The organism is Pseudoflavonifractor sp. BSD2780061688st1 E11 (genome assembly GCF_005844125.1).
In the GTDB taxonomy this organism is placed as follows: domain Bacteria; phylum Bacillota; class Clostridia; order Lachnospirales; family Lachnospiraceae; genus Sellimonas; species Sellimonas catena.
In genome coordinates this window covers 1-17,908 of record NZ_SPHM01000023.1, presented here as the reverse complement: position 1 = coordinate 17,908, position 17,908 = coordinate 1, and the positions used below count along the sequence as shown (strand labels likewise).

Here is a 17,908-nt window from a genome sequence, read left to right as displayed (position 1 = left end):
GATGAAAGACGATGCAGCCAAAGATCAGGGCACTGGTATTTGACATGGACGGGCTTCTCTTTGACTCGGAGAAAGTGGTCCAAAAATCGTGGTATATCGCCGGAGAACGGCTGGGATACCCAAACGTAGGAGATCACATCTATCATACCCTCGGGTTTAATGTTGTAAGAAGAAGCAGGTATTTCAGGGAGACATTTGGAGAGGAATTTCCGGTAGAGACCTTTAATCAGATGACAAGGGAGATTTTCTATGAATTGAAGGAGACGGAAGGAGTTCCGAAAAAGCCGGGTGTGGATGAGCTGCTTTCCTACGCAAAAGAAGAAGGATACCTGCTGGCGGTCGCCACTTCGTCCGGGGAGGCCTATTCCAGAACGCTTCTGAAAGAGGGAGGGATCTGGGATTATTTTGACGCCGCGGTCTTTGGCGATATGGTCACACATGCCAAGCCGGACCCGGAGATTTATCTGAAAGCATGTGAGAAACTTGGAGTGAAGCCTTCGGAAGCAGCCGCACTGGAGGACTCGCCGAATGGAATCCGTTCTGCGCATGCGGCGGGCATGTATCCGATTGTCATACCGGATCTGGTCAGGCCGGACGAGGAGATCAAAAGTCTCAGCACATGGCAGTGTGAATCATTGTTTGATGTGATCAATATCCTGAAAGAAAAGTAAGAATCAGCCGTACAGAAAAGGCAGTCCTTCTCTGTGCGGCTGATTTTGTGATGTATGAGAAATGTGCGTACATCCTAAAGATTCAGAAAGCGGCTGCAGCATTCCTCAAAGACGTGAATCTGATGTGTCAGGTCTTCTGCCTGTATGTCGGACAGACTTTCCAGAAGAAGATCCTGAGCACGGTGTACGCCTTCTTTGTCAAGAGGAGGCGTAAGAGCGAAATCGCTGTAGGCCCGAAGCTTCTGGAAATAGAGGTTCAGGTCCGCGGGATTTTGTTCCTTATATGCCAGTTCATACATATAGTGGGAGTCTGCAGCGTCAGAATCACTGCATTTTTGACAGATCCACTTTCCAAGGTAATAATATTGATTTCCGATCCGGTAGACAAATCCCGGACGGGAGATGAAATCCTGATGGTTCATATCCGGCACCTCCTTGTCATTAGCCGTTGATGATAACCTGTTTCAGGGAAAGATCCGGATTTAACAGGACCAGATTTCCGATTTTGCCGGGAGAGATGCTTCCGTACAGATGCTCCAGGTGCAGTGCGCGTGCCGGATTGTAGGTGGCACAACGGACAGCGTCTTCCAGCGGAATGTCCATCTCAGTTATTGCGGTACGCATACAGTCGGCAAGGTTTGTCACGGATCCGGCCAGTGCTCCGCCCTCTGCCAGAGTGGCATGTTTTCCGGACACATTGACATCCAGTCCGCCGAGGGTGTAGGAGCCGTCCGGCATTCCTGTGGCGCGCATACTGTCACTGATCAGGCAGATTCTTTCGGAACCAAGCATGGCAAAGGCAGCCCGTACCATGGCCGGATGAATGTGGACCCCGTCACAGATCAGCTCTGCGAATACATGTGGACTGTCAAATACAGCGCCGACAACACCCGGTTCCCGGTGGGTAAATGCAGGCATGGCATTGAAAAGATGAACCGCATGGCAGGCTCCGGCATCGAAAGCGGCCTTTGCGTCTGCATATGGAGCGTTTGTATGTGCCAGAGAAACGGATACGTTGTCCTTCACTTTTCGGATAAAATCAAGTGTCCGTTCCAGACCCATTTCCGGCGCAACGCCGATAAATTTGATCAGCCCTTTTGCGGCATCCTGAAATTCATTAAAAAGAGCGGCATCACACGGAATGATATTCCTTTCGTCCTGCGCGCCTTTCTTTGCGATGCTGATAAAAGGCCCTTCCATATTCAGACCCACAAGATGTGCACCCTGCTCATTTGTGTAGGAAGCAGCGGTAGCAAGAATCTTCTTGAGCTCTTCTGAAGGAAGTGTCATGGTGGCCGGACAGATGGTTGTTACACCGATGGAAGCTTCGTATTCGGCAATTGTCCGAAGTGCTTCCGGATCGTTATCACAGACGTCGGCTCCCATGCATCCGTGAAAATGAATGTCAATCAGTCCCGGAATGGCGTAGGCACCGCCGCCGTCCACAACTTCACCGGAACCGGAAGCAGTTTCGCAAAACAGTCCGTCTTCAATCACTACATCACCCGGATGGAAGTGAAAATCCTCCCCGTATACTTTTACATTTTTGATAATCATAATAGTACTCCTTTGTCTGAAAGAAAAGGATGCCGGGAAAGAATCCTTCCTCCCGGCATCCCTGATTACATGTTAACGAGGAACTTTGGAAAAAGCAGCCTCATCAGCTACAACGGTTACGTCCGGATGGAACTGCAGGATTGATGCAGGTACTTCCGGTGTAACAGGCCCAAAGAATGATTTTGCGACCGCTTCAGCTTTATCTTCTCCGCTTACAATAAGGAGAATTTTCTTTGCGCGCATAATGGTTCCGATTCCCATGCTGTAAGCCTGTTTCGGAACATCATCAGCGGAAGCAAAGAAACGTTTATTTGCTTCAATCGTACTTGGCTGAAGGTCAACACAATGCGTTGCTTTCGGGAATTCACTGCCCGGTTCGTTGAATCCGATATGACCATTGTGTCCGATTCCGAGAAGCTGAAGATCCACACCGCCGAGAGAAGCAACGACTTCTTCGTAGTGCGCACATTCTGCTTCGCTGTCTTCGCATGTGCCGTCCGGGATATTGGTGTTTGCCGGATCGATATTTACATGATCAAACAGATGATCATGCATGAAATAATAGTAGCTCTGATCATTATCTTTTGGAAGTCCCTTGTACTCATCCAGATTGGCTGTCTTCACCTGTGAAAAATCAAGGTCACCATTCTCGTATTTGGCAACAAGGTTTTTGTAGGTTCCGACCGGAGAAGAACCTGTAGCCAGACCAAGTACACAGTCCGGTTTTGAAATAACCTGTGCTGCGATGATGTTGGCAGCTCTCTGACTCAGAGCATCGTAATCTTTTTCCACGTAGAATCTCATGACTAAAATCTCCCTTTTGTTTGATAGTTACAGTATAACACATAAAAAGAGAAAGTACTTTCAAAACGTGGCTTTTTCAAAAAATTCCGGTCTGTGAAAATCCGGAGCGTCTGACAGGATGGGCGAAAATGCAGCGTAATGCTCGATGGACGGATCTTCCGAAATCTTATAAAAGTTGCAGGAAAAGGTATCGGGAAGACCGGATTTTGTGATTCCGTAAATCTGTTCCAAAAGGGAAAGCGGAAGATGGAAGGTCAGTTTCCAGCAGTCCGGCATCAGACGGACATGGTGTGACAGCGCACGGCATTCTGCTTCCGAAAACAGGGTACGGCCGGTACGGGCAAATCCGTACTGGGCAAGGAGAGCGCCGTTTGCGTTGAATTCCAGATTGATATACGGAGAGAGTTTCCGGCTTCGCTTTCCGGAAAACGGGAAGTGAAAAAACGCTTCCATGGCACTGTCCAGGTAAACAGGAACCTGAAAGCCGGTCTGACGGCGGAGCGGATCTGTCTCAAAACAGGTCATTTCCACGTAGAATCCGTCACCGGGCACATATCCGATCCGGCCTGTAACGGGAGGAGCAAATTTCGTCCCCCAGAGTAAATGGGACACCTCAAATGAGGTGCCCTCTGAAGATAACTGTTCCGGGAAGGAGAGGATCTGAATTTTCATTATGCCGAAACCCCGCTTTCCCAACGGCCGCTTGCCCCGCATGGAAGTACAAGACCGTTTGAAGAAACCGGAAGACCGATTTCCTGAGAGTCCACATGACCGTGGAACTGTTTCAACTCCGTGCCGAGCATATAGGCCAGAACTGCAGGAGCGAGGCCGGTTGTGTAAGAGTTGACAAGGAAAAACAGCGGCTTGTCGGACAGAATCTGTGTACACTTCTGGATCAGAGGATGAATGGCATCCTCGATCTTCCAGATCTCGCCTTTTGGTCCGCGGCCGTAGGAAGGCGGATCCATGATGATGGCATCATAATGATTTCCTCTGCGGATTTCTCTTTCGACAAATTTCATACAGTCGTCCACAAGCCAGCGGATCGGCGCGTCCGAAAGGCCGGAAGAAGCAGCATTTTCCTTTGCCCATGTGACCATGCCTTTGGAAGCGTCCACGTGAGTGACGTGCGCTCCGGCAGCGGCAGCCGCAAGAGTGGCTCCTCCGGTGTAGGCAAACAGGTTCAACACCTTGACCGGGCGTCCGGCGGAACGGATTTTTTCAGAAAACCAGTCCCAGTTTGCCGCCTGTTCAGGGAAGAGTCCCGTATGTTTAAAGCTGAAAGGCTTCAGATTAAAGGTCAGATCCCGGTAATGGATCTGCCATTGCTTCGGAAGGCTGAAGAATTCCCATTCTCCGCCGCCTTTTTTACTTCTGTGATAATGTGCGTTTGGATGATACCACCCGCGGTTTGTCTTTTCAGTATTCCAGATTACCTGCGGGTCCGGGCGGACCAGGATGTAATCACCCCAGCGTTCCAGCTTTTCCCCGCCGGAACAGTCTATGACTTCATAATCTTTCCAACCATCTGCAATCCACATGATTAACAATCCTTTCTATATCTGATATTTATCGTGACGGTGTGATTCCGTTTTGTGAATCCTCCATAATCCTGTTTATTATAGCAGTAAAGGAATAAAAGCTCAATGAAAAACACCCTTTTTGAGCTGAACCTATAGAAAAAGCAAATGATTGATATACGAAAAACCGATAAGTAAATCCGTTTACCGGCTATTTGCTTAGTGTTAAAATAATCGGTAGATATGGAACTAAACAGGAAAGGTGGAACAAGAAATGATCAAAGTAAACGCAATCGGAGATAATTGTCCGATTCCTGTAATTAAAACAAAGAAAGCAATGAAGGAGCTGACAGGACCGGATACAATCGAAGTACTGGTAGATAACGAAATCGCTGTTCAGAATGTGACAAAGATGGCTCAGTCCTCAGGCGGAAAAGTAACATCCGAAAAGAAAGCGGAGAAAGAATACCGCATCCTGATTGAGATGGAAGGTGCACCGGCAGAAGAAGAGGCTGAAGAAGAGGTTTCCTGCACACCGGACAAGAGAGGAAATACGATCGTTGTCGTATCTTCGGACAAGATGGGAAGCGGAAACGAGGAGCTGGGAAAAGTCCTGATGAAAAGTTTCCTCTTTGCGGTGACACAGCTTGAGGAGCTGCCAAAGACCATGCTCTTTTATAATGGAGGCGCGACACTGACGACAGAGGAGTCCGACTCTCTGGAAGATCTGAAGAATCTGGAGGCACAGGGCGTTGAGATCATGACGTGCGGAACATGTCTTGATTACTATGGACTGAAAGAGAAGCTGGCTGTCGGAACAGTAACAAATATGTACAGCATTGTAGAGACGATGGAACAGGCATCAAAAGTGATCAGACCATAAAGACAACAGTATGGAAGTATACATCAGGATCGGCATCAGACTGTGCTGATCCTGATATTTTTTTGACGGGAAACGTAGATTTTTGGTTGATCTTGTTTCGGTTTATGATATAATAAAAAAGTTATAAGTTTTTTCTATAAGTACATGCGAAAGGAGAAGAAGAAAAAGATGATTCAGGATGTGAAATTGACACAAATGACAAAGACGGCGGGGTGAGCCGCCAAGATAGGTCCTGAGACCCTTGCCCAGGTTCTGGGTAAGCTACCGAAATTCCATGATGACAACCTGATCGTCGGAATCGAGACAGCGGATGATGCTGCGATCTACAAGGTGACAGATGACATCGCCATGATCCAGACGGTTGATTTCTTCACTCCGATCGTAGATGATCCATATATGTTCGGCCAGATTGCGGCAGCCAATTCGTTAAGCGATGTGTGGGCCATGGGAGGAGAGCCGAAGGTGGCGCTTAACATCGTCGGATTCCCGAACTGTCTGGATCCGTCCATTTTAGGAGAAATCTTAAAAGGCGGAGCGGACAAGGTGATGGAAGCAGGCGCCGTGCTGGTGGGCGGACACACCATTCAGGATGATGAACCGAAATACGGACTCTGTGTTTCCGGATTCGTTCATCCGAAGAAGATTTTTAAAAATTACGGATGCAGGCCGGGAGATAAGCTTATTCTGACAAAGCAGATTGGAAACGGTATCGTCAATACGGCGATCAAAGCGGAGATGGCTTCTGAAAGAGCGATCAAGGAGGCAGAGACTGTCATGTCTTCTCTCAACAAGAAAGCGAAAGAGGTTGTGGAGAAGTATGACGTATCCGCCTGCACGGACGTGACAGGATTCGGGCTTCTTGGACACGGGGCCGAGATGGCAACTGCAAGCGGAGTGTGCCTGAATCTGGATGTGAGAAAGATCCCGTATTTTGCGGATGCGGTTGAGTATGCAAAGATGGGACTGATTCCGGCAGGGGCGTATAAAAACAGAGGACATTCCGGACAGTATGTGGATATCGGCAGTACGCCGGAACACTACGTGGATCTTCTTTATGATCCGCAGACATCCGGAGGGCTTCTGATCAGCGTTGCGCCGGAGCAGGCAGATGCTGTCATGGAAGATTTTGAGAAAAAGGGACTGGATACCAGGGTGGCCATGATAGGCGAAGTATCGGAAAAAGATCAGGAGGACAACACATTCATCCGGCTTGTATAGATGCCGGAGAATGGAAAAGAGACGAAAATGGACAAAAATATTTTTTACCGCAGTATTCCGAAGGTGGATATACTGCTGGAAGATGAAAGAATCCAAAACGCAGCTTCGATTTATGAACGAGACACGGTGATGGATGCTATCAGGGAGCAGACAGAGTATGTGCGCGGACTGATCCGGACATGCGACGAAGAGGAGACGATCCGCCGCGGAATTGACAATCTGATTCCGGATATTATCCGGCGGGTGGAGAAGATGCATACGCCGGATATGCGCCCGGTGATCAATGCGACAGGTACGATTCTCCACACCAATCTGGGACGTGCCCCGATCAGCAGGGAGCATATGGCAAGGCTTGCGGAAGTAGCATGCGGATACTCCAATCTGGAGTATGATCTGGAGGCCGGCAGACGTGGGGAGAGGTACTCTCACTTTGAGAAGCTTCTCTGCAAGATTACGGGAGCGGAGGCTGCCATGGCAGTCAATAATAATGCTTCTGCCGTTATGCTGATTTTAAGTTCCATGGCAAAAGGAGGAGAGGTTGTCGTATCCAGAGGAGAGCTTGTGGAAATCGGCGGGAAATTCAGGATTCCGGACGTGATGGAGCAAAGCGGAGCCAGACTTGTGGAAGTGGGAACGACGAATAAGACGCACTATTCTGATTACGCGGATGCTGTCACAGAGGAGACGAAAGCTTTTCTGAAGGTTCACACAAGTAATTACCGGATTGTCGGATTTACCGAGTCCGTAGGCATCGACGATCTGATTCCGCTGGGACAGGAGTATGATCTTCCGATTATCGAAGACCTCGGAAGCGGTGTACTCATTGATCTGAGTAAATACGGACTGACTTATGAGCCGACGGTACAGGATTCCATCCGGAAGGGAGCGGATGTAGTCTGCTTCAGCGGGGACAAGCTTCTTGGAGGACCGCAGGCGGGAATTATCGTCGGAAAGAAAAAATACATTGATAAAATGAAGAAGAACCAGCTGACAAGAGCCCTCCGTATCGACAAGTTTACGGCGACGGCGCTGGAGCTGGTATTACAGGAATATTTAAGCGAAGAAAACGCGGTAAACAAGATTCCGGTTCTTCGCATGATTACAAAATCTGCCGAAGAGGTGGAAAAGTCTGCAAGACGATTTAAACGGATGCTGGAAAGAAAAGGACTTAAGGCGGCTATCACTCTTCAGAAGTGTGAATCCCAGATCGGAGGGGGATCTCTTCCGCTTGAGAGGATTCCGAGTATGGCTGTCGGCATCCGTCCGGAAACGATGAGTGTTCCGGAGCTTGAGACGGCAATGCGCCATCTGGAGGTTCCGATCATCCCAAGGACGGTCAACGATACGATTCTGATGGATGTGAGGACCATCGAGGAAGACCGGATGAAGCTTGCGGCAGACGAGTTAAAGCAGATATTATAATTACGATAGAGACAGTGGGAATGAAATAACATGAAACACATTATCATAGGAACAGCCGGTCATATTGACCATGGAAAGACGACGCTGATCAAGGCGCTGACAGGAAGAAATACAGACCGATGGGAAGAAGAGCAGAGAAGAGGGATCACGATCGATCTTGGATTTACCTACTTCGACCTTCCAAACGGCGACCGGGCAGGGATTATCGACGTGCCGGGACATGAGCGTTTTATCAACAATATGGTTGCAGGCGTGGTAGGGATGGATCTGGTCATGCTTGTAATCGCGGCGGATGAGGGAATCATGCCGCAGACAAGAGAACATATGGACATTCTTGGCGAGCTTGGTATTGAGAAGAGTATCATTGTCCTCAACAAATGCGATCTTGTGGATGAAGAGTGGATGGAGCTTGTCGAGGAGGAAGTGCGTGAGGAACTGCATGGCACATTCCTTGAGAATGCACCGATTGTAAAGGTATCCGCCGCTACAGGAGAGGGGCTGCCTGATCTTATCGATACGATCCAGCGGATGACGGAAAATGAAGTGACGGAAAAAGATATTCATACGATTCCGAGACTTCCGATTGACCGTGCGTTTACCATATCCGGATTCGGGACAATCATTACCGGAACCCTGCTTGCGGGGACAATCCGGAAAGAGGATACCCTTTGCATGTATCCGATCGGAAAAGAATGTAAAATCCGGAATATCCAGGTCCACGGCGAAAATGTGGATGTCTGCTATGCCGGACAGCGTGTGGCCATCAATCTCTCCAACATCAAAAAGTCTGAGATCAAGAGGGGCTGTGTTCTTGCGCCACCGAAAAATATGAAAAATACAGATCTTCTGGACGTAAGGCTCAATGTCCTTCCATCTTCCATGAGGATCCTTACCAATAATGCAAGACTTCACCTGTTTACAGGGACAAGCGAAGTTCTGTGCCGTGCCGTCCTGCTTGATAAAGAGGAGATCGGACCGGGCGAGAGCGGCTTTGTGCAGCTGCGTCTGGAGGAGGAGATCGCCGTGCGAAGAGGCGACCGGTTTGTTGTGCGCTTCTATTCTCCAATGGAGACCATCGGGGGCGGCGTGATTCTGGAGCCGAATCCGAAATGGAAGAAGAGATTCCAGCCGGATGTGATTGAGGAACTGAAGAAAAAAGAGTCCGGCTCCTCTGCTGATGTGATCGAGCTTCATATCCGCCAGCATGACAAGACTATGGTGACAGTTGCGGAACTGGCCAAGATCACTGCGCTTGCACCGGAGGAAGTGGAGGAAGATGTAAAAGAGCTGCAGGCGGCAGGACAGATTCATGTGTTCCCTATGAAGAAAGATACCTATGTATGGCACAGAAGTTCGCAGGAGAGCATGACAGAGTCCATTTTAAAAGAGCTGGAAGGATTCCATAAGGCTCATCCGTACCGGCCGGGTATGCCGAAGGCAGAAGTGCATATGCGCTTTATGAAGCAGGTCAAGCCAAATGTATTTGACATGTATATTGAAATGCTGATAAATGAGGGAAAGATCGGACGCAGCGGAGAGTACCTCCATGCCCCGGCTTATGAGATACCAAAAGATGCGGTATTTGAGAAAGCATCCCGGACGATTCTTGAGACCTTTGAGAAAGCGGGGTATGATTTTGTCCGTTTTTCAGAGATCGTATTTCCGAAGCTCCCGGACGGAGTGAAGGAAGATGTGCTTCAGGTGCTGATTTCCGACGGAACTGTCGTAAAGATCAACGATGAAATGTATACACTGGCGTCCTATATGGAGAAAGCAAAAGCAAAGATTATTGAGAAACTTCAGAAGGACGGTTTGATTACGATTGCTGAGGTGCGGGATATGTTTGGAACAAGCCGGAAGAGCGCCAAGCCGATCCTGGAATATATGGACAGCCAGAAAGTGACTAAGAAAACAGGAGCAGAGAGCGAAAGGGTTGCATATTTATGAATTTAAAACAGTTGGAGGCATTCGTATGTGTTGCAGATAAGAAGAGCTTTTCCAAAGCGGCAAGGGAGCTGTATCTGACACAGCCGACGATCAGCGCACATATTGCCTCGTTGGAAAAGGAGCTGGATGCAAGGCTGTTTATCAGAAATACAAAAGAGGTGAGTCTGTCCGAGGATGGAACCGTTCTCTACAGCTACGCAAAACAGATGATTGATCTGGAAGAGCAGATTGAGGCATGTTTCTGCGGAGAGAGACAGTCGGATGTCAGAAAGATCACAATTGCGGCATCCACAATTCCGGCGCAGTATATTCTGCCGGGGATTTTGGCAAGGTTCATTGAGAAATATCCGAAAGAGCAGTTTAAGATCATTGAGACGGACAGTTCCAAAGTGATCGAACTGATCTCCGGGGGAGCGGCTGATATCGGGTTTTCCGGAACTGTTCTCGAGAGGAAGTTCTGCAAATATATTCCTTTCTATAAGGATGAACTGATTATCATTATGCCGAATACGGAAAAGTATCAGGCGCTTATGGAGCAGGAAAATCTGGACTGGCTGAAATCAGAATCCTATATCATGAGGGAGGAAGGATCCGGGACACGAAAGGAAGCGGAAAAACAGCTGAAACGCTACGGGATCGATGTGGATCAGCTTACCGTAGTCGCAAGTATGGAGAGCCAGGAGGCAATTAAACGTTCCGTCATGAACGGAATGGGAATTTCCATTATCTCCAGACTGGCAGCGGAAGAAGAGGTCAGAACAGGAAAGGTGCTTTGCCGCAAGGTGCCGGGTGAAGGAGAAGGCCGGGACCTGAATGTCGTTTACAATAAAAACTTTCACCTTTCAAAATCCGCTGAGCGGTTTATTAAAGTAGTGAAAGAAATGTATCAAATTCACAAGTAATTACAGATTGCCAATTTATAGAATGTTTCTATAAATTGGCAATTTTCATAGGGTTTTTAAATTAGACTGGATTTGATAAAAAAGATATACTAGAGGTAATGGGAGGGAGAGACTATGATTTATCTTGATAATGCGGCGACTACGATGCATAAGCCGCAGGAAGTGATCGATGCGGTTGTAAATGCAATGGGTTCCCTTGGAAATGCAGGGCGAGGTGCCAATACAGCATCTCTGGGGGCGGCGCGGATCATTTATGAAGCAAGAGAGCGCCTGGCAAAGCTCTTTGGTGCGGAGGATCCGAAGCAGATCGCGTTTACATCCAATTCTACCGAAAGCCTGAATACGGCAATCCGGGGATTGATAGATCCTGGAGATCATGTAATTACGACTGTGTTGGAGCATAATTCTGTCCTCAGGCCGATCTATGATCTTCAGGAAAAAGGAGTGGAAGTGACCTTTGTAAAGAGTGATGACAAGGGCAGGATCTGTTATGAAGAGATCGAGCAGGCAATCCGTCCAGAGACAAAGGCCATCGTGACGACACACGGATCCAATCTGACGGGAAATCTGGTTGATATTGGAAGGATCGGAAAGATGGCACATGACCATGGTGTTCTCTATATTGTGGATGCATCCCAGACGGCGGGGGTTTTCCCGATTGATGTCAAAGCCATGCATGTGGATGTACTCTGCTTTACAGGACACAAAGGACTCCTGGGCCCGCAGGGAACCGGTGGGCTTTATGTGAGAGAAGGACTGAAGATTCGTCCGCTGAAGATGGGAGGAAGCGGAGTACAGACATACAATCATCATCATCCGTCTGAAATGCCGACGGCACTGGAGGCAGGCACACTCAACGGGCATGGAATCGCAGGACTGAATGCGGCACTCGGCTACATCGAACGTGTTGGGATTGATACGATCCGCAGAACCGAGCAGAAGTGGATGCGGATGTTTTACGAGGGGGTAAAAGATATTCCCGGCGTGAAAATCTACGGTGATTTCGAGACGGAAGAGAGATGCCCGATCGTTACACTGAATATCGGGGATTATGATTCCGCGGAAGTCAGCGACGAACTTCTGATGACGTACGACATTTCCACGAGACCGGGCGGACACTGCGCGCCTTTGATGCATGAAGCGCTCGGTACGGTAGAACAGGGATCCGTACGCTTCAGCTTCTCCCATTTCAATACTGAGGAAGAGATTCAGACTGCCATCCGTGCAGTAGAAGAACTCGCGAAAGAAGAATAAGGAACAGGAGGAAAGAGAATGAATTTATCTGACTCAAAGAAAAAACTGGCGCTTGCCGGCGTTGTCTGCGGTATTGTTGCTGCAGTTCTGGCTGCAACAGGAAACCCGGCGAATATGGCGATCTGTATCGCATGTTTTGTCAGGGACACTGCAGGAGCTCTGAAATTCCACAGCGCGGCGGCAGTACAGTATGCCAGACCTGAAATTGTAGGAATTGTGCTGGGAGCATTTGCGATCTCATTAGCGACAAAGGAATACCGGTCTACCGGAGGATCTTCTCCGATGATCCGTTTTGTCCTTGGAATGATCATTATGATCGGTTCTCTTGCATTCCTTGGCTGCCCGCTTCGTATGGTACTCCGTATGTCAGCAGGTGACCTGAATGCATGGGTTGCCCTGATCGGATTTGCTGCCGGCGTTGCAACAGGAGCATTTTTCCTGAAGAAAGGATTCAGCCTTGGACGGGCACATGAGACCAATGCCGCAAGTGGTACAGTACTTCCGATTCTGATGGTGGGAATTCTGATTTTAAGCGTATGCACAACACTGCTTGCTGCATCAGAGCCGGGGGCAGGCCCGGGAGCCCTTCACGCCCCGATTCTGATTTCTCTGATCGGTGGTTTGATCTTTGGAGCTTTTGCGCAGAAATCCAGAATGTGTTTTGCGGGAAGTATCCGTGATATTATTCTTGTCAAAAGTTTCGATCTGATTTCTGTTATCGTAGGACTGTTTGCAGTTATGCTGATTTATAATATCGCAACAGGCGGATTCCACCTCGGATTCAGTGGACAGCCGATCGCACATTCCGCGCATCTGTGGAATATTCTCGGGATGTATGCGGTAGGGTTCGCGGCAGTACTTGCCGGTGGATGTCCTCTTCGCCAGCTCGTTCTGGCAGGACAGGGATCTTCCGATTCCGCAGTCACGGTACTGGGACTGTTTGTCGGCGCTGCTGTATCACATAACTTTGGACTGGCAGGCGCGGCAGCAAGTGCGGCAACTGCGGACAAGGCAGCGTCCGCAGGCGGAGTCAGCACAGCAGGTCAGATTGCAGTTGTCATCTGTATTGTCGTATGTTTCATAATTGCATTGACAAATAAGCGGAAAATGGCGAAATAGTATGGTATTTTAATGAAATGTATGTTATTCTATGAGAAAGGATGATAATGAAATGAAGGAAGTAGATGCAAGAGGACTTTCCTGTCCGGAACCGATCATGCTGACAGCAGAGGCGATCAAAGGAACGACGGAGCCGGTAAAGGTACTTGTAAGCGAACCTCATCAGAGAACGAATGTAGAGAAATTCGCGAAAGATAAAGGCAAGAAGGTTACCGTGACGGAAAAGGGCTCTGAATTTGAAATAGTGATTGAATCATGAGAAAGAAAGAATTAAAGCTGGTAGTGACATTCCATACGACAGCAGATGCTATGGCAATGGAAAAGACTTGTAAAGAACATGAAGTGAATGGCAGACTGATCCCTGTACCAAGGGCGATTTCGGCGGGATGCGGACTTGCCTGGTGTGCGGATCTTACGGACAGGGATTCGGTGCTTGACATCATGGATCAGGTGGGAATTGAACACGAAGAGCTTCACGAATGTATGGTATAATCAGGAGAAAACCGGATTTTCATTATGAAAATCCGGTTTTGCTTTTTGGGGGACAAATTTCCGCGGGGCGGGCTGTTCTGTAAAAGCAGAAAGTACAGCAAAGTCATGAAATTGAGAGGAGGAGATGATATGACATTAATGCTGAAAGTAGTTCCTGTATTTGCTGCAGCGGCACTTCTGTTTGCGGTTTATCTGGCGCTTAAGGTTTCCAGACAGGAGGCAGGAACCAGGAGAATGCGGGAAATTTCCGAAGCCATTGCGGAAGGAGCTGGAGCTTTCCTGATGGCGGAATACCGGATTCTGATAGTCTTTGTTGTAGTGCTGTTTGTACTGATCGGTATTGGAACGAGAAGCCTTGTAACGGCCGTGTGTTTTGTAGCAGGTGCTCTGTTTTCGACACTTGCCGGTTACTTTGGAATGCAGGTGGCGACAAAGGCAAATGTCCGAACGGCAAATGCGGCAATGAAATCCGGTATGAACCGGGCTCTTTCCATAGCATTTTCCGGTGGAGCCGTGATGGGGCTTTGTGTGGCAGGTCTCGGGGTTCTCGGTGTCAGCATGATTTATCTGATTACAGGAAATATTGATGTGCTCTCCGGATTCAGCTTCGGAGCATCTTCCATCGCACTGTTTGCCCGTGTGGGAGGCGGTATCTATACGAAGGCGGCAGATGTTGGCGCTGACCTGGTCGGAAAAGTAGAGGCCGGAATACCGGAAGATGATCCGAGAAATCCGGCTGTCATCGCGGACAATGTCGGAGATAATGTCGGAGACGTGGCCGGAATGGGAGCTGACCTTTTTGAGTCTTATGTAGGGGCATTGATTTCGGCTCTGACACTTGGAATCGTATATCATGAGACGGCAGGCGTCGCGTATCCGCTCGTGATTTCCGGGCTTGGACTGATTGCTTCTGTTCTTGCGACCTTCTTTGTAAAAGGAGATGAAAAGTCGAATCCGCACAGAGCTCTTAAGATGGGAACGTATGTATCAAGCGCACTGGTGGTTGTTGTGTCGCTTGTCTTCAGCCTTGCGTTCTTTGGCAGCCTCAGGATGGCGGGAGCGGTGATTTCCGGTCTGGCTGTGGGCCTGCTGATCGGAATTATCACAGAAATTTATACATCAGCAGATTATAATTCGGTAAAAGAGATTGGAAAGCAGTCAGAGACAGGAGCGGCGACAACGATTATCAGCGGTATGGCTGTCGGAATGAAATCGACAGCGGCGCCGGTTCTTCTGATCTGTGTCGGTATTTTTGCGGCATACCAGTGCAGCGGTCTTTATGGAATTGCGCTGGCCGCAGTAGGAATGCTGTCTACAACGGCTATTACTGTTGCGGTGGATGCCTATGGCCCGATCGCGGATAATGCGGGAGGTATTGCAGAGATGGCGGGGCTGGACGAATCGGTCCGTCAGATTACGGATAAGCTCGATTCCGTTGGAAATACGACAGCGGCGATAGGAAAAGGATTTGCCATCGGTTCTGCAGCCCTGACCGCGCTGGCATTGTTTGTGTCCTACGCTGAGGCAGTCAGGCTGGATCAGATTGATATTCTGGACAACAGAGTTATTATCGGACTTTTTATTGGAGGAATGCTGCCGTTTCTATTCTCGTCCATGACAATGCAGAGTGTATCGAAAGCAGCATACCAGATGATCGAAGAAGTAAGAAGACAGTTTAAGGCAATGCCGGGGATTATGGACGGTACAGAAAAACCTGATTACAAATCCTGTGTGGCAATTTCTACAACAGCAGCCTTGAAGGAAATGCTGATCCCGGGAATTATGGCGGTCGCATCTCCGGTAGTAACAGGGCTGATCCTTGGAACGGGGGCGCTGGGCGGTCTTCTGGCAGGAGCGCTTGTAACCGGTGTCCTGATGGCCATTTTCATGTCCAATGCAGGCGGAGCCTGGGATAACGCAAAAAAATATATTGAGGACGGACATCACGGTGGAAAGGGAAGTGAGGCGCACAAAGCGGCAGTAGTCGGAGATACCGTGGGTGATCCTTTCAAAGATACCTCGGGGCCGTCTATTAATATTCTGATCAAACTGATGACAATTGTTTCGCTGGTGTTTGCACCGTTGTTCCTTTCGGTCGGAAGTCTTTTGTAAAAAAGAAAAAAGAGAATCCTGCATGAAAAGTGCAGGATTCTCTTTAAATACCATGAACAAATGTATCCAGTACGTGGGGCAGAAGACGCCCGCTGTACTCGGACAGGGAATATGTACCCCGGCATAATGCCCAGTCATAAATCATGGAACGCTCATACATGGCGTAAATCTTGAGCAGTTCATCGACAGTACAGCCGGGATGAAACTCTCCGGTTTCCACCGCGTGTTCCAGGATCTCTCTCAGCCAGGTAAAGTACAGACGCTGCTCGTCAAGAAGCGACCGGTGGTCTTTTGTGACAAGCTGAGAAGAATACAAAAACGAAATAAGATTAACATCAATGCTCGTTTCGATCATATGGAACAGTTCTCTGTTCAGATACAGAAGTGTATCATAGGCAGACAGATCCGGATCAATTTTTGACTGAAGATCTTCATATTTTGAGTCAAACAGATCGGAGATGGAATTCAGCAGTGCCTCTTTCCCCTTGAAGTAATGGTAAAAGGTTCCTTTTGATGTCTTGGAAAGAGCGATAATATCTTCTACGGTTGTTTTGTCATAGCCTTTTTTGTAAAAAAGATTCCATGCCGCTTTTACTATACGGCTTTTCGTGGAAGAACGTTTTCTTGGCATAAAAATCTGTGTCCTTTCTGCATGACTGTGAGGTCTAGTGACCTACGCGGAATCCGTATTTCAGCGGATCGTCCGGGTCAATGACGTAGGTGGAAAGACCTGTAACATAAGCAGATCCTGTAATCCGCGGAATAACAGCATTGTAATCGCCTACTTTTGCTTCACCGAGAATAACACCTTTGAACTGGGAGCCGATAAAGCTTTCGTATACGAAAGGTTCACCGATACCGATTTCACCTTTTGCGTACAGTGTGGCAAGTTTTGCGCTTGTACCTGTTCCGCACGGAGAACGGTCAGCCATATGATCGCCGAAGATTACAACATTTCTGCGGCTGCATCCAGGTGTATCTGTATGACAGTAGAACTCGGCAAGGTCTACAGTTGTAATGTCGAGCTCCGGATGTTTTACTTTTACTTCTTTGTTGACATTCTCCAGAAGCTTCATTCCAAAATCCTGAAGGAACGGAACAGTCTTGGAATCTACGTGAAGATTCAGAGACGGCTGTTCTGCATCGATAATGGCAAAGAAACTTCCGCCGAAGGAAATATCATAAGTAATTTCTCTTCCGTCTACGACTGTTTTGAGATTTTCTTTATAAAGGAATGCAGGTACGTTTGTCAAAGTAACGCTGACAACTTTTCCGTCTTTTACCTGAGCCTTTGTACGGATTAATCCGGCCGGAGCCTCAAGAACGACTTCTGTCTCAGGTTCTTTTGCTTCGATCAGTCCTGTTTCGATTACGGCTGTAACTGTACCGATTGTACCATGTCCGCACATGTTCAGATACTCTCCGGTATCCATGAAAATAACGCCGAAATCAGCTTCAGGGTTGACCGGTTCTGTCACAACAGCGCCAAACATGTCGTGATGTCCCCGTGGTTCAAACATCAAAGCCTGACGAAAATGATCGTAATGCTCTGCGAGATAGTTCTTTCTTTCAATCATGGTATTACCTTCCAGTTTCGGGAAACCGGAAACTACAATACGTGTAAATTCTCCGACTGTGTGTGTATCCACAGCTAAAAAAGATGCCTCAAAATTATCAAGATTTAATTTTGGGTTCAGTTCCATGATCAGATCCTCCTTAGAAAAAATACTTCATAAACTTTGATTGCCTATAGATAAAAGCGATAAATCTATCGGGCGGGACGCTGTACGGTATGCAGAAAAAAAATACCGGCGGCATAAGCCGGAAGCGGCAGGTGCCATATAGTAGACCGCATTCTAGTACGGCGTCTAGTAAGTTATTACAATTATGACTGAAAAGCCTTGAAAAGTCAACGGCTATTTGCTAAAATGTATGTGTCAAGTAATCGTTGGCACTTTTTCTTCTTTTTTTGATATCAGTTTATTTCTTTTATTTTCAGACAATTCA

Annotated in this window: 18 protein-coding genes; 11 read left to right on the top strand and 7 right to left on the bottom strand. The window is 48.1% G+C overall.

Features of this window, described 5'->3' with window-relative positions; translation table 11 throughout:
• Positions 1–11 precede the first annotated feature (11 nt).
• Positions 12–671 (top strand): HAD family phosphatase, encoded by a 660-nt coding sequence (locus tag FGQ85_RS11150; RefSeq protein WP_138373487.1) that lies wholly within the window; start codon positions 12–14, stop codon positions 669–671.
• Between the two features lie 74 nt (positions 672–745).
• Here FGQ85_RS11150 and FGQ85_RS11145 read toward each other — a convergent pair whose 3' ends face one another.
• The 5 genes from FGQ85_RS11145 to FGQ85_RS11125 form a co-directional block, all read right to left on the bottom strand.
• Entirely contained in the window at positions 746–1,093 is a 348-nt protein-coding gene (locus tag FGQ85_RS11145; RefSeq protein ID WP_087254635.1) for a hypothetical protein, read from the bottom strand.
• A 19-nt stretch (positions 1,094–1,112) separates the two neighbouring features.
• Entirely contained in the window at positions 1,113–2,228 is a 1,116-nt protein-coding gene (gene nagA, locus FGQ85_RS11140) for an N-acetylglucosamine-6-phosphate deacetylase (protein WP_138373486.1), read from the bottom strand.
• 72 nt (positions 2,229–2,300) lie between these two features.
• Positions 2,301–3,032, bottom strand: a complete 732-nt coding sequence (gene nagB, locus FGQ85_RS11135; RefSeq protein ID WP_087168708.1) for a glucosamine-6-phosphate deaminase — start codon at positions 3,030–3,032, stop codon at positions 2,301–2,303.
• Positions 3,033–3,092: 60 nt separating this feature from the next.
• The gene (locus tag FGQ85_RS11130; RefSeq protein ID WP_158099290.1) at positions 3,093–3,704 is read right to left on the bottom strand and encodes a carbohydrate-binding family 9-like protein; all 612 of its coding nucleotides are present in this window, start codon (positions 3,702–3,704) and stop codon (positions 3,093–3,095) included.
• On the bottom strand, positions 3,704–4,573 hold the full coding sequence (locus tag FGQ85_RS11125) for a class I SAM-dependent methyltransferase (RefSeq protein ID WP_138373485.1): 870 nt from the start codon (positions 4,571–4,573) through the stop codon (positions 3,704–3,706). Before FGQ85_RS11125 ends, FGQ85_RS11130 begins: the two co-directional genes overlap by 1 nt.
• A gap of 253 nt (positions 4,574–4,826) precedes the next feature.
• Here FGQ85_RS11125 and yedF point away from each other — a divergent pair, with 253 nt between their 5' ends.
• From yedF to FGQ85_RS11075, 10 genes are all read left to right on the top strand, one after another.
• Entirely contained in the window at positions 4,827–5,435 is a 609-nt protein-coding gene (yedF, locus tag FGQ85_RS11120; protein WP_138373484.1) for a sulfurtransferase-like selenium metabolism protein YedF, read from the top strand.
• A 168-nt stretch (positions 5,436–5,603) separates the two neighbouring features.
• Complete coding sequence (selD, locus tag FGQ85_RS11115; RefSeq protein ID WP_087168704.1) at positions 5,604–6,653, top strand: selenide, water dikinase SelD; 1,050 nt, start codon at positions 5,604–5,606, stop codon at positions 6,651–6,653.
• Positions 6,654–6,680: 27 nt separating this feature from the next.
• The gene (gene selA / locus FGQ85_RS11110) at positions 6,681–8,075 is read left to right on the top strand and encodes an L-seryl-tRNA(Sec) selenium transferase (RefSeq protein ID WP_087168724.1); all 1,395 of its coding nucleotides are present in this window, start codon (positions 6,681–6,683) and stop codon (positions 8,073–8,075) included.
• A gap of 30 nt (positions 8,076–8,105) precedes the next feature.
• Entirely contained in the window at positions 8,106–10,022 is a 1,917-nt protein-coding gene (gene selB, locus FGQ85_RS11105) for a selenocysteine-specific translation elongation factor (RefSeq protein ID WP_087254629.1), read from the top strand.
• Positions 10,019–10,924: a selenium metabolism-associated LysR family transcriptional regulator gene (locus FGQ85_RS11100; RefSeq protein ID WP_138373483.1), complete on the top strand. Its 906-nt coding sequence runs from the start codon at positions 10,019–10,021 to the stop codon at positions 10,922–10,924. Before selB ends, FGQ85_RS11100 begins: the two co-directional genes overlap by 4 nt.
• A 114-nt stretch (positions 10,925–11,038) precedes the next feature.
• Positions 11,039–12,178, top strand: a complete 1,140-nt coding sequence (locus FGQ85_RS11095) for an aminotransferase class V-fold PLP-dependent enzyme (protein WP_087168701.1) — start codon at positions 11,039–11,041, stop codon at positions 12,176–12,178.
• An 18-nt stretch (positions 12,179–12,196) separates the two neighbouring features.
• Positions 12,197–13,297, top strand: a complete 1,101-nt coding sequence (gene yedE / locus FGQ85_RS11090; RefSeq protein ID WP_087168700.1) for a YedE family putative selenium transporter — start codon at positions 12,197–12,199, stop codon at positions 13,295–13,297.
• Positions 13,298–13,349: 52 nt separating this feature from the next.
• Positions 13,350–13,556, top strand: a complete 207-nt coding sequence (locus FGQ85_RS11085) for a sulfurtransferase TusA family protein (RefSeq protein WP_087168699.1) — start codon at positions 13,350–13,352, stop codon at positions 13,554–13,556.
• Complete coding sequence (locus FGQ85_RS11080; protein WP_087254621.1) at positions 13,553–13,789, top strand: DUF3343 domain-containing protein; 237 nt, start codon at positions 13,553–13,555, stop codon at positions 13,787–13,789. The genes FGQ85_RS11085 and FGQ85_RS11080 overlap by 4 nt, the downstream gene beginning before the upstream one ends.
• A gap of 129 nt (positions 13,790–13,918) precedes the next feature.
• Entirely contained in the window at positions 13,919–15,901 is a 1,983-nt protein-coding gene (locus FGQ85_RS11075) for a sodium-translocating pyrophosphatase (RefSeq protein WP_087168723.1), read from the top strand.
• 43 nt (positions 15,902–15,944) lie between these two features.
• Here FGQ85_RS11075 and FGQ85_RS11070 read toward each other — a convergent pair whose 3' ends face one another.
• Complete coding sequence (locus tag FGQ85_RS11070; protein ID WP_138373482.1) at positions 15,945–16,532, bottom strand: TetR/AcrR family transcriptional regulator; 588 nt, start codon at positions 16,530–16,532, stop codon at positions 15,945–15,947.
• A gap of 34 nt (positions 16,533–16,566) precedes the next feature.
• The gene (locus FGQ85_RS11065; RefSeq protein WP_087168696.1) at positions 16,567–17,604 is read right to left on the bottom strand and encodes a proline racemase family protein; all 1,038 of its coding nucleotides are present in this window, start codon (positions 17,602–17,604) and stop codon (positions 16,567–16,569) included.
• Between the last annotated feature and the right edge of the window lie 304 nt (positions 17,605–17,908).

Excerpts from the sequence above, each read along its gene's own strand:
- FGQ85_RS11130 (WP_158099290.1), bottom strand. The coding sequence starts at position 3,704 with ATGAAAATTCAGATCCTCTCCTTCCCGGAACAGTTATCTTCAGAGGGC.
- FGQ85_RS11100 (WP_138373483.1), top strand. The coding sequence starts at position 10,019 with ATGAATTTAAAACAGTTGGAGGCATTCGTATGTGTTGCAGATAAGAAG.
- selA (WP_087168724.1), top strand. The coding sequence starts at position 6,681 with ATGGACAAAAATATTTTTTACCGCAGTATTCCGAAGGTGGATATACTG.
- FGQ85_RS11150 (WP_138373487.1), top strand. The coding sequence starts at position 12 with ATGCAGCCAAAGATCAGGGCACTGGTATTTGACATGGACGGGCTTCTC.
- FGQ85_RS11095 (WP_087168701.1), top strand. The coding sequence starts at position 11,039 with ATGATTTATCTTGATAATGCGGCGACTACGATGCATAAGCCGCAGGAA.
- FGQ85_RS11085 (WP_087168699.1), top strand. The coding sequence starts at position 13,350 with ATGAAGGAAGTAGATGCAAGAGGACTTTCCTGTCCGGAACCGATCATG.
- FGQ85_RS11125 (WP_138373485.1), bottom strand. The coding sequence starts at position 4,573 with ATGTGGATTGCAGATGGTTGGAAAGATTATGAAGTCATAGACTGTTCC.
- FGQ85_RS11145 (WP_087254635.1), bottom strand. The coding sequence starts at position 1,093 with ATGAACCATCAGGATTTCATCTCCCGTCCGGGATTTGTCTACCGGATC.
- FGQ85_RS11070 (WP_138373482.1), bottom strand. The coding sequence starts at position 16,532 with ATGCCAAGAAAACGTTCTTCCACGAAAAGCCGTATAGTAAAAGCGGCA.
- FGQ85_RS11080 (WP_087254621.1), top strand. The coding sequence starts at position 13,553 with ATGAGAAAGAAAGAATTAAAGCTGGTAGTGACATTCCATACGACAGCA.
- selB (WP_087254629.1), top strand. The coding sequence starts at position 8,106 with ATGAAACACATTATCATAGGAACAGCCGGTCATATTGACCATGGAAAG.
- FGQ85_RS11065 (WP_087168696.1), bottom strand. The coding sequence starts at position 17,604 with ATGGAACTGAACCCAAAATTAAATCTTGATAATTTTGAGGCATCTTTT.
- yedE (WP_087168700.1), top strand. The coding sequence starts at position 12,197 with ATGAATTTATCTGACTCAAAGAAAAAACTGGCGCTTGCCGGCGTTGTC.
- yedF (WP_138373484.1), top strand. The coding sequence starts at position 4,827 with ATGATCAAAGTAAACGCAATCGGAGATAATTGTCCGATTCCTGTAATT.
- nagA (WP_138373486.1), bottom strand. The coding sequence starts at position 2,228 with ATGATTATCAAAAATGTAAAAGTATACGGGGAGGATTTTCACTTCCAT.
- FGQ85_RS11075 (WP_087168723.1), top strand. The coding sequence starts at position 13,919 with ATGACATTAATGCTGAAAGTAGTTCCTGTATTTGCTGCAGCGGCACTT.
- nagB (WP_087168708.1), bottom strand. The coding sequence starts at position 3,032 with ATGAGATTCTACGTGGAAAAAGATTACGATGCTCTGAGTCAGAGAGCT.